This is a genomic window from Flavobacterium sp. (assembly GCF_027483985.1).
Classification (GTDB): domain Bacteria; phylum Bacteroidota; class Bacteroidia; order Flavobacteriales; family Flavobacteriaceae; genus Flavobacterium.
Window position 1 is genome coordinate 41,706 of sequence record NZ_JAIXTJ010000009.1, and the last position, 13,564, is coordinate 55,269.

The 13,564-nt window shown below is 33.2% G+C and carries 15 protein-coding genes; 9 read left to right on the forward strand and 6 right to left on the reverse strand.

Going from position 1 to position 13,564, the window contains the following annotated elements; translation table 11 throughout:
* Positions 1-67 precede the first annotated feature (67 nt).
* Genes arsM through Q0050_RS01485 form a run of 3 tightly spaced genes read left to right on the forward strand, consistent with a single transcriptional unit; the run spans position 68 to position 2,625 of the window.
* Positions 68-1,039 carry an arsenosugar biosynthesis arsenite methyltransferase ArsM gene (arsM, locus tag Q0050_RS01475; protein WP_298391943.1) on the forward strand — a complete coding sequence of 324 codons (972 nt, stop codon included), beginning with the start codon at positions 68-70 and terminating at the stop codon, positions 1,037-1,039.
* A 56-nt stretch (positions 1,040-1,095) separates the two neighbouring features.
* Positions 1,096-1,689 (forward strand): TIGR04282 family arsenosugar biosynthesis glycosyltransferase, encoded by a 594-nt coding sequence (locus Q0050_RS01480; RefSeq protein WP_298391945.1) that lies wholly within the window; start codon positions 1,096-1,098, stop codon positions 1,687-1,689.
* A gap of 3 nt (positions 1,690-1,692) precedes the next feature.
* On the forward strand, positions 1,693-2,625 hold the full coding sequence (locus Q0050_RS01485) for a 1-acyl-sn-glycerol-3-phosphate acyltransferase (RefSeq protein ID WP_298391947.1): 933 nt from the start codon (positions 1,693-1,695) through the stop codon (positions 2,623-2,625).
* Positions 2,626-2,627: 2 nt separating this feature from the next.
* On the opposite strand, the gene Q0050_RS01490 is transcribed toward Q0050_RS01485, so the two are convergent.
* Genes Q0050_RS01490 through recQ form a run of 4 tightly spaced genes read right to left on the reverse strand, consistent with a single transcriptional unit; the run spans position 2,628 to position 7,349 of the window.
* Entirely contained in the window at positions 2,628-3,653 is a 1,026-nt protein-coding gene (locus Q0050_RS01490; protein ID WP_298391950.1) for a VOC family protein, read from the reverse strand.
* Between the two features lie 14 nt (positions 3,654-3,667).
* Positions 3,668-4,453, reverse strand: a complete 786-nt coding sequence (locus Q0050_RS01495) for an SDR family oxidoreductase (RefSeq protein ID WP_298391952.1) — start codon at positions 4,451-4,453, stop codon at positions 3,668-3,670.
* Positions 4,443-5,147: a TIGR04283 family arsenosugar biosynthesis glycosyltransferase gene (locus Q0050_RS01500; protein WP_298391954.1), complete on the reverse strand. Its 705-nt coding sequence runs from the start codon at positions 5,145-5,147 to the stop codon at positions 4,443-4,445. Before Q0050_RS01500 ends, Q0050_RS01495 begins: the two co-directional genes overlap by 11 nt.
* Positions 5,148-5,153: 6 nt before the next feature.
* Positions 5,154-7,349: a DNA helicase RecQ gene (gene recQ / locus Q0050_RS01505; protein ID WP_298391955.1), complete on the reverse strand. Its 2,196-nt coding sequence runs from the start codon at positions 7,347-7,349 to the stop codon at positions 5,154-5,156.
* Positions 7,350-7,435: 86 nt separating this feature from the next.
* Here recQ and Q0050_RS01510 point away from each other — a divergent pair, with 86 nt between their 5' ends.
* The 5 genes from Q0050_RS01510 to Q0050_RS01530 all read left to right on the forward strand — a co-directional run bounded on the left by Q0050_RS01510 (position 7,436) and on the right by Q0050_RS01530 (position 10,736).
* Entirely contained in the window at positions 7,436-8,401 is a 966-nt protein-coding gene (locus Q0050_RS01510; RefSeq protein ID WP_298391957.1) for an SIS domain-containing protein, read from the forward strand.
* Positions 8,401-9,225 (forward strand): twin-arginine translocase subunit TatC, encoded by an 825-nt coding sequence (gene tatC / locus Q0050_RS01515; RefSeq protein ID WP_298391959.1) that lies wholly within the window; start codon positions 8,401-8,403, stop codon positions 9,223-9,225. The genes Q0050_RS01510 and tatC overlap by 1 nt, the downstream gene beginning before the upstream one ends.
* Positions 9,209-9,559 carry a carboxymuconolactone decarboxylase family protein gene (locus Q0050_RS01520; RefSeq protein WP_298391961.1) on the forward strand — a complete coding sequence of 117 codons (351 nt, stop codon included), beginning with the start codon at positions 9,209-9,211 and terminating at the stop codon, positions 9,557-9,559. Before tatC ends, Q0050_RS01520 begins: the two co-directional genes overlap by 17 nt.
* A 178-nt stretch (positions 9,560-9,737) precedes the next feature.
* A complete protein-coding gene (gene lptB / locus Q0050_RS01525; RefSeq protein WP_298391963.1) occupies positions 9,738-10,505 on the forward strand; it encodes an LPS export ABC transporter ATP-binding protein in 768 nt (255 codons plus the stop codon).
* Between the two features lie 3 nt (positions 10,506-10,508).
* On the forward strand, positions 10,509-10,736 hold the full coding sequence (locus Q0050_RS01530; RefSeq protein ID WP_298391965.1) for a DUF5808 domain-containing protein: 228 nt from the start codon (positions 10,509-10,511) through the stop codon (positions 10,734-10,736).
* Here Q0050_RS01530 and Q0050_RS01535 read toward each other — a convergent pair.
* Both Q0050_RS01535 and Q0050_RS01540 read right to left on the reverse strand, forming a co-directional pair.
* Positions 10,729-11,571 carry a GH25 family lysozyme gene (locus Q0050_RS01535; RefSeq protein WP_298391967.1) on the reverse strand — a complete coding sequence of 281 codons (843 nt, stop codon included), beginning with the start codon at positions 11,569-11,571 and terminating at the stop codon, positions 10,729-10,731. The genes Q0050_RS01530 and Q0050_RS01535 overlap by 8 nt on opposite strands.
* Before the next feature lie 51 nt (positions 11,572-11,622).
* Entirely contained in the window at positions 11,623-12,348 is a 726-nt protein-coding gene (locus Q0050_RS01540) for a CDP-alcohol phosphatidyltransferase family protein (RefSeq protein WP_298391969.1), read from the reverse strand.
* Between the two features lie 228 nt (positions 12,349-12,576).
* On the opposite strand from Q0050_RS01540, the gene Q0050_RS01545 reads away from it, so the two are divergent.
* Entirely contained in the window at positions 12,577-13,560 is a 984-nt protein-coding gene (locus Q0050_RS01545) for a PorV/PorQ family protein (protein WP_298392081.1), read from the forward strand.
* The last annotated feature ends 4 nt before the right edge of the window (positions 13,561-13,564 follow it).

Below are 13,564 nucleotides of genomic sequence, written 5' to 3' on the forward strand. Positions count from 1 at the left end.
TTACTATATTTGATAATTAAAACTCAAATAAAAATAAAAAAATAAATTCATTAAGAACTTCAATACATTGGAAAACTATTTAGACGCAACAGTCAACTTATATCGAGATGCAGCATTAACACCTGATGTAGGTTTGTGTTGCACCACTACCCCAATTTGGAAATTCCCAGGATTAGAAATTCCGAAAATAATGCAAGAAATGAATTATGGTTGCGGAAGTACGATCTCGGCTCAAGACCTAATTAACAATCCTAAAATACTTTATGTTGGCGTTGGCGGCGGAATGGAGTTGCTACAATTCTCGTATTTCTCACGTCAAAAAGGCGGCGTTATTGGTGTAGATGTTGTAGATGAAATGCTAGAAGCGTCTAAACAAAATTTCAAAATTGCCGAACAAGAAAATGATTGGTTTAAAAGCGAATTTGTAGAACTAAAAAAAGGTGATGCTTTAAACCTTCCTATAGAAGACGAAAGCGTTGATATTGCTGCACAAAACTGCTTGTTCAATATTTTTAAAACCGATGATTTGAAAAAAGCATTACAAGAAATGTATCGGGTTTTAAAACCGAATGGTAGATTGGTAATGAGTGATCCAACTTGTGAGCAAGAGATGAATGAAACCTTAAGAAATGACGATCATTTAAGGGCATTGTGTCTTAGTGGTAGTATTCCGATTAAAGAATATATTAAAATGCTTACCGATGTTGGCTTTGGAACTATTGAAATACGTGGAAGAAGACCATACAGAATTTTAGATACAGAAAATTATGCTACCGATGAATTAATATTTATTGAAAGTATTGAAGTATGCGCGATAAAAGATCCAATGCCAGACGATGGTCCGTGTGTATTTACAGGAAAAGCAGCGATTTATTATGGCAAAGAAGACTATTTTGATGATAAAAAAGGACACATTTTAATGAAAAATCAACCGCTTGCAATCTGCGACAAAACAGCTGGTGCTATTGCAGATTTAGGAAGAAACGATATCTTTATCAGTGAGTCAACTTTTCACTACAATGGTGGTGGATGTTGTTAACCTAACAAGCAGCAACTTTGATTTATAAACAAAGTTGCTGCTTAAATTTTTTTTCAATGCAACACAAAAAAGCAATTATTCTTTTTACTAAAAATCCGGAGTTAGGAAAAGTCAAAACTAGATTGGCCAAAACTATTGGAGATGAAAAAGCATTAGCTATTTACATCAAATTACTTCAGCACACTCGCGACATCGTTGCACCTTTGGCAGTTGATAAATTCGTTTTTTACTCTGAAAACAGTATTCAAGACGATGAATGGGATAATGCAATCTATAGTAAAAAAACTCAAAAAGGAGACGATTTAGGAATAAGGATGAAGAAGGCTTTTGAAGAAGTTTTCCACTTAAATTATGATTCAGTTTGCATCATTGGCAGTGATTGCTATGAATTGAACACTACTATTATTGAAGAGGCATTCAAGGAATTGCAAACAAAAGACGCTGTAATTGGTCCTACTTTTGATGGAGGCTATTACTTGTTAGGAATGAATACTTTGAAAAAAGAATTATTTGAAGATAAAGAATGGAGCACTGCTTCGATTTTTTCAGATACCGTTGCCGATTTCGAGAAACTTAACTTGAATTATTCTAGTTTGGTTAAATTAAATGATATCGATGAAGAGAAAGATGTACCAACCCATTGGATCTAAATAATGTTATATTCCATTTTTAAATTTGGTGCCTTTTTAGCCGTTAAAATTTATTGTAAAAAAACAATAGTAAATTTTGATAAAAACACTTCTTTTTCTAATCCGAAATTAATTGCTTGCAATCATCCCAATTCCTTTTTTGATGCCATACTAATTGCAGTTCACTATCCAAAACCTATTTATTTTCTGGCGCGTGGCGATGCTTTTAACAAACCGTTGGTAGCAAAATTATTAAATGCAATTAACCTCATCCCGATTTATAGATTGAGTGAAGGAAAAGAAAATTTGACCAAAAACGATGCAACATTTAAAAAATGTATCGAACTGTTATCTAAAAATAAGACCATCTTAATTTTTTCTGAAGGAATTTGTGTCAACGAATGGAACTTAAGACCGCTAAAAAAGGGTACAGCCAGACTTTCTTTAATGGCATTCGAAAATCAAATAGCAAATTTAAAGATACAACCAACCAATATCAATTATTCTTCTTTCAAAAAAAATCCTAAAGTTGCCGAAATCAATTTTAATGCGGAGTTTATACCAACTAAACCAAATTCTGGCGAAGAAGCAAAGTTTTACAACGAATTTAATCAAGAGTTAAAAGACGGAATGCTATCTAGAATGTTAGATAAAGAAGGAATACAAAAACTCAAAAAAAGCACTAGTCCAAGCAAAAAAGCCATCTTATTTCTGCCAGCGTGCATTGGATATCTTTTGAATTACGGAATCTATATCTTCTTCAAAAAAAAAGTTACAAAAAAAACCAAAAATACCGTCTTTTACGACTCGGTTCTTTTTGGTTTATTACTTATTTGCTATCCAATAATTGTGACGATAATTGCTATTATAGTCCTTTTACTATTTAATTTTCCAGCCGCACTAGTTACATTTTTATTATTTCCAATTACAGCTTGGTGCTATAAAGAATTAAAGTAGTTTTATTTTACTTTGCTCAAAGCTAGCATTTTAATCATCCAATTAGGTAAAGGTTTTTCTCTATTTCTTTTAGTTAAATCTAAGTACCATCCCAATTTTTTCATAATGGGAACCTTATGTGTTTCCACCAATTCAATTAAAGTGCCATCTGGATCTTCTATGTAGCAAAATCGCCCGGAGGCATTATCCATTGCGAAGGAATTGTTACTATCTACAGAAAAATGATAGTTATTCTTTTCGGCGTGCAGCTTTAGCGCATCCATATCTAAAACATCAAAACACAAATGAATAAAACCACAATCACCCCAAAATCGATTTGAAAAAATCTTTTTCGGAACCTCATTCAGGATTTGCACTAACTCAATTACTACATTTCCTAATAGTTTATTGAAAGCACCTTTTCCTGTGGCTGTTTTTTGTAGTCCTATTTTTCTAAATTCACGTCCGTTATCCGAAGTTTGAATATCATATAAAACAGTTTCAAATCCTAAAACTTGTTGATAAAAATGCAAGGAAGTTTCCATATTAGAAACGCCAATTACCGCGCCAATAATTCCACCTACATCATAAGTACTGCTTTGAAACCAATCATTTTGCGGTATAATTTTGAAATCATTTTGACCGTCGTTTACCCAGATATAAGAAGCACCACTTTCACAATTCACAATTTCCGAAACCGAAATATTTTCAATTTCACTAAGTCTTTTATGAGATTTTTCTAAAGAATCAGTTTTGATAATTGCAGCTGAAATGCCTAGATCGCCCAATTTAACTTCGGTAGTAACCTGTGGTGTTCGATTAAGAAATTGCCATAACTCCAAACCGCCACCGCCTTTTAAATTCATAGTTAAAATGGCTCGACGATTATAAACCTGATTTCCGGTGTATTGGGTCATTAAACTAGCTGGTGCGACATCATCAAAAATCAAAACATCCATACCAAAAAGATGTTTGTACGTATGCATCGCCTTTTCGACATCGGTAACACCAATTCCTATTTGTTGAACTCCTGATAAATACTGGTGCATAATGTTTATTTTAATTACTTGACGCCTTTAGAATTTGCAATTTTATAGTACAATGAAGGAACAAACCACCAAAGCCAAAAAAGAATTCTTTCCGCCTTAACAATAATGATATTTTTTTTTCTTTTCTCAATACCCGAAAGTATTTTTTCAGCACAAACGCTAACCTCCATACCTACTTCATTATTTTCATCGGAGGAACCGAATTGAAGTCCGTTACCTAATAATGCATTTTTAGATATTGGCGTATTAATTCTGCCAGGATATACGATACTAATATGTATATTGGTTTTATATAATTCACTTTGTAGTGTTTCTAAATAACCTTTTATTGCATGTTTTGAGGCACAATAACCACTGCGCAAAGGAAATCCAATTAATCCTGCGATGCTACTAATAACGGTAATGCTTCCGGAGTCTATTTTTTTGAAATAAGGCAAAATTGCTTGCGTCAGTGCTAAAGGTGCAAAATAGTTAATTGCCATTAGTTTCTTATAAACATCAAGATTAGTTTCATTGGCTAATGATCGTTGGCTGATTCCAGCACTTTGAATTACATAATCTATTTTTCCCTCAAGCTGCATAGCTTGTTGCACAAGATTTTCAATACCATCAATATTTAATAAATCGAAAGGCAAAACATAACTTTTAGTAGTTAAACTAGCTTGCAATTCATTTAGTAAAGTGAGATTGGTTGACGTTAAAATCAAAATAGCATTTTGCTTGGATAATTGAATAACTAATTCTTTTCCAATTCCAGAAGAAGCACCAGTAATCCAGACTACTTTATCTTTAAAATGCATTTTTTCTATAGGTAAGAAGTTCTTTATATTTTGTAACCATATCTATTTGAGAAGCTCCTTTTTTATACATTCTTACGATTTTAAGGTTAGCTAATTGCACAGTTAACCAAGAATTTTGCTCATACTTTCTAGCAGAAATTAAGGTCGCCATCGGGATCAGTTTAAAGTTTCCTGCATTCCATAATCTAGCTATATAATCATAATCTTCCATTATGAACATTTCTTCTTTATAGCTGCCTATCTTTTCCCACAGTGCTTTTGTAACAAAAATACCTTGATCGCCACCACGAAAAAACAAGTAATTGAATCTGGTAAAAAAGGCATTAATTTTTAACAAAAAACTTTGGCTATCAAATTGTGTTCTGAAACTTCCGCAATTAAAACCATCAAGTAACGCTTTTTCTACAGCGTCAAAAAATTTAGGATTAGGCAAACTGTCGGCGTGCACAAAAAAATAGACATCGCCAGTTGCATTTTTTACACCAAAATTCATTTGCCCTGCTCTACCTTTGACAGGAGAAAGCAATGCTTTAGCACCTAAACCAGCTGCAACTGCAACCGTCGCATCAGTACTACCAGCATCAGAAATTATGATTTCATAAGCTTTATTATGCAACACTTTTTGAAGGTGTTGAATAGTGGTTTTAATAGATAATTCTTCGTTGTAGGTCGGAATAATAATAGTTAAAAACATACTTATCTAATTAGCTACTTCACTAATGAATTTAATTCGCATCAAGCGTAATTCTTCAATGTCGTAATCGCCATCAAACTCTTTTAGGGCATCTTCAATCTTATCGGTTTCAGAATCCATAAAATAATCGTGAATTTCTTCCTGTTGGTCTTCATCTAGTATTTCGTCAATCCAATATTTGATGTTTAATTTGGTTCCTGCATAAACAATTTGCTCCATTTCTTTGAGTAAATCATCCATTTTCATTCCTTTTGCAGAAGCAATATCTTCAAGTGATAGTTTTCTATCGATGTTTTGAATGATGTATAATTTATTAGCAGAGTTGGCTCCAGTGGATTTTACAACCAAATCATCCGGACGAATAATATCGTTATCGGCAACATAGCGGTTGATTAATTCAACAAAATCTTTTCCATATTTTTTGGCCTTTCCTTCTCCAACTCCGTGAATATTGATCAATTCATCCATAGTAATTGGATATTTCAACGCCATATCCTCTAAGGACGGATCTTGAAAAACAACAAACGGTGGAACACCCAATTTCTTAGCCACTTTTTTACGTAAATCACGCAGCATGTTCATCAAAGCTTCGTCTGCCGTTCCTGAAGATTTTGCTGCTGTTACTATAGCATCGTCTTCAGCTTCGTTATATTCGTGGTCTTCTGACATCATAAACGAAACCGGATTCTTGATGTAATCGTGACCTTTATCAGATACTTTCAAAATTCCGTAGGTTTCAATATCTTTAGTAAGCATTCCGTCAACCAAAACTTGTCGGATTAATGCCATCCAATAGCGTTCTTCCTGATCTTTTCCACAACCAAAAAAAGATTGTGTATCTGTTCTATGCGCTTTTATCGTTGCATTAATTCTTCCAATTAAGGTGAAAACAACTTCTTTGGACTTGTATAAATATTTGGTATCGCGAACCACTTCCAACAATTTTTTAACATTGTCTTTGGCTTCCACTTTGGCTTTCGGATTTCTAACATTATCATCCATATCAGCACCTTCGCCATTTTCACCATCAAATTCTTCACCAAAATAATGTAAAAGAAATTTTCTTCGTGACATCGATGTTTCTGCATAAGCCACCACTTCTTGCAAAAGAGCAAAACCAATTTCTTGCTCAGCAACTGGTTTGCCCGACATAAACTTTTCTAATTTTTCTACGTCTTTATAAGAATAGTAAGCCAAACAATGACCTTCTCCTCCATCACGACCAGCACGACCCGTTTCTTGATAGTAACTTTCTAATGATTTTGGAATGTCGTGGTGAATAACAAAACGCACATCGGGTTTGTCGATTCCCATACCAAAAGCAATCGTTGCCACCACAACATCAACATCTTCCATAAGAAACATGTCTTGATGCTTAGCTCTTGTTTTAGCATCTAAACCTGCGTGATACGGAACAGCACTAATACCGTTTACCTGTAAAACTTCGGCTATAGCTTCTACTTTTTTACGGCTAAGGCAATAAATAATTCCGGATTTCCCTTTATTTTGTTTGATAAATCGAATAATATCCGATTCAATATTTTTAGTTTTTGTGCGTACTTCGTAAAATAAATTCGGACGATTAAACGAAGCTTTGTAAGTCGTTGCATCCGACATGTCAAGATTTTTAAGAATATCTTCTTGCACTTTTGGAGTTGCTGTAGCGGTTAATCCAATTACAGGAACATTGCCCAGTTGTTTGATAATAGTTCTTAAATTTCTATATTCTGGTCTAAAATCGTGACCCCATTCTGAGATACAATGTGCTTCATCAATCGCCACAAAAGAAATAGGCACCGATTGCAAAAACTCAACATATTCTTCCTTCGTCAACGATTCTGGAGCTACATACAATAATTTAGTAATACCTGAGGTAATATCTTTTTTTACTTGATTGATTTCGGTTTTGGTCAAAGAGGAATTTAAAACGTGTGCAATTCCATCATTGGTTGACACACTTCTAATTGCGTCAACTTGATTTTTCATTAATGCAATCAAAGGAGAAACCACAATAGCAGTTCCTTCTTGAACAAGCGAAGGCAGTTGATAGCACAATGATTTTCCGCCACCAGTAGGCATAATTACAAAGGTATTCTCTTTTGCTAAAATACTTTTGATCACCTTTTCTTGTAAACCTTTGAACTGGTTAAAACCAAAATATTTTTTTAATTCCTTATGGATGTCAATTTCGTTTGAATTCATTCTTACTTAATAGTATTTTTACATAAATTTGCAACCATAAATATACAACTTTCTTTTATTCATACAAATTTTATAACAAATCTATTTTGATAAGTAAAGAAAACATCATGCAATCGGCTAAAAAATCATTGATTTCGCAAAGCCAATCCATAGCAAAACTAACTGATTTTATTGACGATAACTTTGTTAATGCCACCGAATTAATTTTTAAGAGTAACGGAAGATTAATTGTAACCGGAATAGGAAAAAGCGCCATTATTGCACAAAAAATTGTGGCTACAATGAATTCCACAGGAACTCCTTCGATGTTTTTACACGCATCTGAAGCAATTCACGGCGATTTAGGTATGGTTCAAGACGGTGATGTTGTAATTTGTATTTCTAAAAGTGGCAACAGTCCTGAAATAAAAGTTTTGGTTCCGCTATTAAAAAGATTTGGAAACAAATTAATCGGAATTACCGGAAACACTACTTCTTTTTTAGGAAAAGAATCGGATATAACACTTAATACTTTTGTAGAAGCAGAAGCTTGTCCAAATAATTTAGCACCTACCAATAGTACAACCGCACAACTAGTTATGGGCGATGCATTGGCGATTTGTTTAATGGAAATGCGTGATTTTAAAGCAGAAGATTTTGCTAAATACCATCCAGGTGGCGCATTAGGAAAAAAATTGTTGCTGCGTGTTCAAGACATGTTAGACACAAGCAGAAAACCATTTGTAAATTCAGATTCAAGTATTAAAAACGTAATCGTTGAAATTTCAGAAAAAAGACTTGGAGTAACAGCAGTAATTGAAGACGATAAAGTGATTGGTATCATTACCGATGGCGATATAAGAAGAATGCTAAACAAAACCGAAACGATAGCTGGCTTAACCGCCAAAGACATTATGACGGTGAACCCTAAAACAATAAAACCAACTGATCGAGTTGAAGATGCTTTAAACTTATTAGAAGATTTTTCAATTACGCAATTGGTAGTTGTTGAAAATGGAGCATATAAAGGAGTAATTCATTTACATGATATTTTAAAAGAAGGAATTGTATAATGGCACAGAAAGAAATGAAGGAAATGTCCTTTATGCAACATCTTGAAGAATTAAGATGGCTATTAGTAAGAAGCACCATCGCCGTTTTAATTGGTGCAACAGCCACCTTTTTTATAAGCGATTTTATTTTTGACAGTATTATTTTCGGACCAACAAATCCGAATTTTATCACCTATAGATTATTCTGTGAATTGTCTAATTACGTTGGATTTCAAGAAAGTATTTGTGTTACAGAACTACCGTTTGTAATTCAAAACACGGATATGGAAGGTCAAGTAACAATCTTAATTTGGACATGTATCACCGCTGGCTTTATTTTTGCTTTTCCCTACATTCTTTGGTTATTATGGGGATTTATTAGTCCAGCATTGTATGAAAAAGAACGTAAAAATGCTAAATATTTTATTTTTATAGCTTCGTTTTTATTTTTCCTCGGAGTGCTTTTTGGGTACTATATTATTGTACCAATGTCAGTAAACTTTTTTGCAACTTTCACGGTTAGTTCCATAATAAAGAACGAGTTCAATGTGGATTCGTATATCAGCATGATTAAAACATCGGTAATAGCTTGCGGATTGTTTTTTGAGCTTCCAATTATTATTTATTTCCTATCCAAACTTGGTTTGGTAACGCCCGATTTTTTAAGAAAATACCGAAAATATAGTGTCGTAATCATACTTATTGTAGCAGCAATAGTTACGCCACCCGATGTCGTGAGTCAAATTATAGTATCAATTCCAATGCTACTGATCTATGAAGTTAGTATCTTAATTTCAGCAATTGTAGTAAAAAAACGTTTAAAAGCAGATGAGCAATCAAGTTAAAGAATTTAATGAGTACCGTTCTAAAATGAACGAAAAATTATTGGCAGACAATAATAAAGTAGTAAAACGTATTTTCAATTTAGATACCAATGCCTATGCAGAAGGCGCTTTGGATGTAAAGACTAAAGAACTTTTAGGATTAGTAGCATCGGCAGTTTTGCGTTGTGATGATTGTGTAAAATATCATTTAGAAACTTCATTCAAAGAAGGCATCACAAAAGAAGAAATGATGGAAGCTATGGGAATTGCAACATTAGTTGGTGGAACTATTGTAATTCCGCATTTAAGAAGAGCCTACGAATTTTGGGAAGCATTAGAAGAAAGTGCTCAGTAATCAGATTGCAGTTGGCAGATTGCAAAATTGAAGTTAAATAGTAAAATCAAGCCAATGATTTTTGTTAATTTGCATAAATAAATTCAGTACAACAGTATCTCATTAATAGGAATTACTGAACTAAATTCAAAAATAGAGTTTAGCATTGATGAGATGCTGAACTAAATTCAGCATAAAAATGAAACTAAGAGCCGAAAATTTAATCAAAACCTACAAAGGCAGAAGCGTTGTTAAAGGTATTTCTGTTGAAGTAAATCAAGGAGAAATCGTTGGACTTTTAGGGCCAAATGGTGCTGGAAAAACGACTTCTTTTTATATGATTGTGGGTTTGGTAAAACCGAATTCCGGAAATATCTATCTTGATGATATGAATATTACAGAATTCCCAATGTACAAACGTGCTCAAAACGGCATTGGTTATTTGGCTCAAGAAGCATCGGTTTTTAGAAAATTAAGTATTGAGGACAATATATTGAGTGTATTGCAACTTACCAAACTATCTAAAGAAGAGCAAATTGCAAAAATGGAAAGTTTGATTGAAGAGTTCAGCTTAGAACACATTAGAACCAATCGTGGCGATTTACTTTCTGGAGGTGAACGTCGTAGAACTGAAATTGCTAGAGCGCTTGCAACCGATCCAAAATTTATTTTACTTGATGAACCTTTTGCAGGAGTTGACCCTGTAGCGGTTGAAGACATTCAAAGAATTGTAGCGCAATTGAAAAATAAAAATATCGGAATCTTAATTACCGACCACAACGTTCAAGAAACCTTAGCTATTACGGATAAAACGTACCTAATGTTTGAAGGCGGAATTCTAAAAGCTGGAAAACCTGAAGAACTTGTGGAAGATGAAATGGTTAGAAGAGTGTACCTAGGTCAAAACTTCGAATTGCGTAAAACCAAAATCGACTTCAACGCACCTAAAATAGATGTAAATCTTTAAAAAGTGGAAAATCCATCAAAAGAAACGTTAGATAAATGGCATAAAGATCCAAACAATTGGAAGTTTGGTGGCATTTATTACAACAAAGAAGACCAAAGAATTTTTCCGCCCAAAAGAACTAAATGGATGGGTTGGACTGTTAATTTCGCTAACACTAAATCGGTTCTAGTATTTATTATAGTGCTAGTTGTTTTATGTGTGACTTTGTATTTTTCGGAAGTAACTAATTAATGGTCAAATATTCTAACATTTTAGGTGTTCCGTTATAGATATTTAAATCGACTTTTTCATTAATTCCGTTGATAACGGCTTTTTCTGTAAATTGCCAAAAAAGCCAATCATCTTTTATATTTTCTACAAAAAAATTATAGTTAGCTACCCAAAAAGTATAGCCACTGAATTCCTCTTTGAGAAAATCTTCATAATATTTTTCGCCAGTGTAAATGATGGGTTTTACCTTATAGTGCGAATCAATTTTTTGCAACCAACGCTTCAATCCTACTTTCAAACTATCAATAGATTGTTCTTTAGGCAACTGTTCTATATCTAAAACTGGTGGTAAGTCACCTTTTCGTAAAGTTACTGTTTTAATAAAATTTTCGGCTTGCTCAAGGGAGTTTTCGTTCGGTCGATAATAATGATAGGCGCCACGAATAAACTGATGTTTTCGTGCCGAGTTCCAATTGTCATCAAACTCCGAATCCTCTTTATCTTTTCCTGCTGTTGCACGAATCAATACAAAACGCAATGGGAATTTATTTTCAACCGAATCAATTTGTTCCCAATCAATTTCTCCTTGGTATTGAGACACGTCAAAGCCAAAAGTTAAATCTTTATGAGCTTTTAATATTTGAAATATTCTGGCTTGAGCCACCTTGTCTTCTTTTAAAACTTTATCGGTTTTAAAACTAAAATAATATAAAATAGCATTTCTGTAATGGTAAACACTAAATAAAAAAAGCACTATGAAAACCAGAAAAACAACTAACTTCGATGATAAAAAGGAAGACTTTTTCTTAACTGTCTTTTTACGAACCGCAGGTGTTCTAGTAACTCTTTTTGCCATAAATTATCAAAATTCTTACGTTTTAAAATTGTAAACTAATAAAGTAGATAACTATTTTTTTGCCAACCTAGTATTTAGGACAGATAATAAAACATACGACAGTATAATTAAAGGTATAGACAAGAATCTTAAAGTCAAAATCATAAGTACCGAAAGTGCTAAAAATCCTATTTGAAGTTTGTATTTTGAAAAACTAAAGTTTTTAATCTTTAAAGAAAACAGCGGGATTTCAGCATTCATTACATAAGCACTTAACAAAGTAATAGCTATCAAAACCCCATTAATACTTAAAGCTTCACTAATAGTAAGAAATTGACACTCCTGAATAACTAGAGGTAAACTCATAATAAACAAAGTGTTGGCTGGAGTTGGTAAACCTATAAAAGAATCAGATTGTCTCGTATCAATATTAAAATTAGCCAATCTATAACAAGCACCAAGGGTTATAATAAAACCTAAAAAAGCCACTTGAAAGAAAGAAGTATCGTTGACTACTTTCATAAAACTGCCATTAAAAGATAACAACTGATACATCACATAACCTGGTGCAACACCACTAGTAACCATATCGGCTAGAGAATCTAATTGTACACCCAATGGTCCAGCAACGCCAAATTTTCTTGCAAAAAAACCATCGAAAAAATCAAAGAAAATACCTAAGCAAACAAAGTAAAAGGCAACTTCAAATTGCAATTGTGCTATAAAAATTAAAGCTATACAACCACAAAATAAATTTAATAAGGTAAGGATATTAGGAAGGTGTTTCTTGAAATTCATTCTTTATTTTTTTGTGATACAAATGTAATACAATAAGTTTATACATAAGTACGTTTGTAATTAGAGTTTTATTTTCAGAATTTATTATGAATTGTAGAGGAAGTTAGCTCAATAAAAATTTATACTTTTGAAAAAAATTATGCTTTGAAGAAAATTAATTGTTTAATCTTGTTATTAGCCTGTACGCTAGTTCATAGTCAATCTATTAGAAAATATTCTAATGAGTTCATGAACATAGGTGTTGACGCAGCGGCATTAGGTATGTCTAACGCTGTAGTTGCGCATACTAATGATGTGAATTCAGGCTATTGGAATCCGGCAGGATTACTTGGTTTAGAAGACAATCAAGCTTCCTTGATGCACGCGAGCTATTTTGCTAATATCGCACAATATGATTACGCAGCTTTTGCAAAACCCATTGACGATGATAGTGCTTGGGGAATTTCTTTAATACGTTTCGGAGTTGACGATATATTAAACACTACTCAGCTTATCGATAGTGACGGAAACATTGATTACAACAGAATCAGTAAATTCTCAACTGCTGATTATGGACTTACTTTATCTTATGCAAGAAGACTTAAAATACCTGGTTTTCAATATGGTGTAAATGCCAAAGTTATTAGAAGAGTTATTGGTGAATTTGCAAATTCTTGGGGATTTGGTTTTGACGTAGGTTTGCAATTTGAAAGAGACGATTGGAAATTTGGTTTGATGTTAAGAGACATTACCACAACCTACAATGTTTGGGCCATCAATGAAGAAGAATATGAAAAAATTAAAAGTGCTATTCCAGGCGAAAATCAAGACTTACCTGAAAGTAGTGAAATCACTTTACCAAAAGCACAACTCGGAATGTCAAAAACATTTGACTTTCACAACGAAACTTATTTAAAAGCCTCTGGGAATTTAAACATGCAATTTGCAAGAACTAATGATCTAATTTCTACCAATTTTGTTAGTATAGATCCTGCGTTAGGTTTTGAGTATAATTACACCGATTTGGTATTCTTAAGAGCTGGCGTTGGAAATTTTCAAAACATCACCCAACTAGATGGTTCAAGAAAAGTTGGTTTCCAACCCAACATCGGATTAGGTTTTAAATACAAAGGCATCCAAGTAGACTATGCTCTTACGGATTTGGGTGACCAAAGTGCTGCTTTATATTCCAATATTTTTTCGGTAAAAGTTGATTTTAGTGTTTTTAGATAAACGA

Excerpts from the sequence above, each read along its gene's own strand:
- Q0050_RS01480 (WP_298391945.1), top strand. The coding sequence starts at position 1,096 with ATGCAACACAAAAAAGCAATTATTCTTTTTACTAAAAATCCGGAGTTA.
- Q0050_RS01540 (WP_298391969.1), bottom strand. The coding sequence starts at position 12,348 with ATGAATTTCAAGAAACACCTTCCTAATATCCTTACCTTATTAAATTTA.
- Q0050_RS01545 (WP_298392081.1), top strand. The coding sequence starts at position 12,577 with ATGAACATAGGTGTTGACGCAGCGGCATTAGGTATGTCTAACGCTGTA.
- tatC (WP_298391959.1), top strand. The coding sequence starts at position 8,401 with ATGGCACAGAAAGAAATGAAGGAAATGTCCTTTATGCAACATCTTGAA.
- Q0050_RS01485 (WP_298391947.1), top strand. The coding sequence starts at position 1,693 with ATGTTATATTCCATTTTTAAATTTGGTGCCTTTTTAGCCGTTAAAATT.
- Q0050_RS01520 (WP_298391961.1), top strand. The coding sequence starts at position 9,209 with ATGAGCAATCAAGTTAAAGAATTTAATGAGTACCGTTCTAAAATGAAC.
- Q0050_RS01490 (WP_298391950.1), bottom strand. The coding sequence starts at position 3,653 with ATGCACCAGTATTTATCAGGAGTTCAACAAATAGGAATTGGTGTTACC.
- Q0050_RS01495 (WP_298391952.1), bottom strand. The coding sequence starts at position 4,453 with ATGCATTTTAAAGATAAAGTAGTCTGGATTACTGGTGCTTCTTCTGGA.
- Q0050_RS01500 (WP_298391954.1), bottom strand. The coding sequence starts at position 5,147 with ATGTTTTTAACTATTATTATTCCGACCTACAACGAAGAATTATCTATT.
- lptB (WP_298391963.1), top strand. The coding sequence starts at position 9,738 with ATGAAACTAAGAGCCGAAAATTTAATCAAAACCTACAAAGGCAGAAGC.
- recQ (WP_298391955.1), bottom strand. The coding sequence starts at position 7,349 with ATGAATTCAAACGAAATTGACATCCATAAGGAATTAAAAAAATATTTT.
- Q0050_RS01535 (WP_298391967.1), bottom strand. The coding sequence starts at position 11,571 with ATGGCAAAAAGAGTTACTAGAACACCTGCGGTTCGTAAAAAGACAGTT.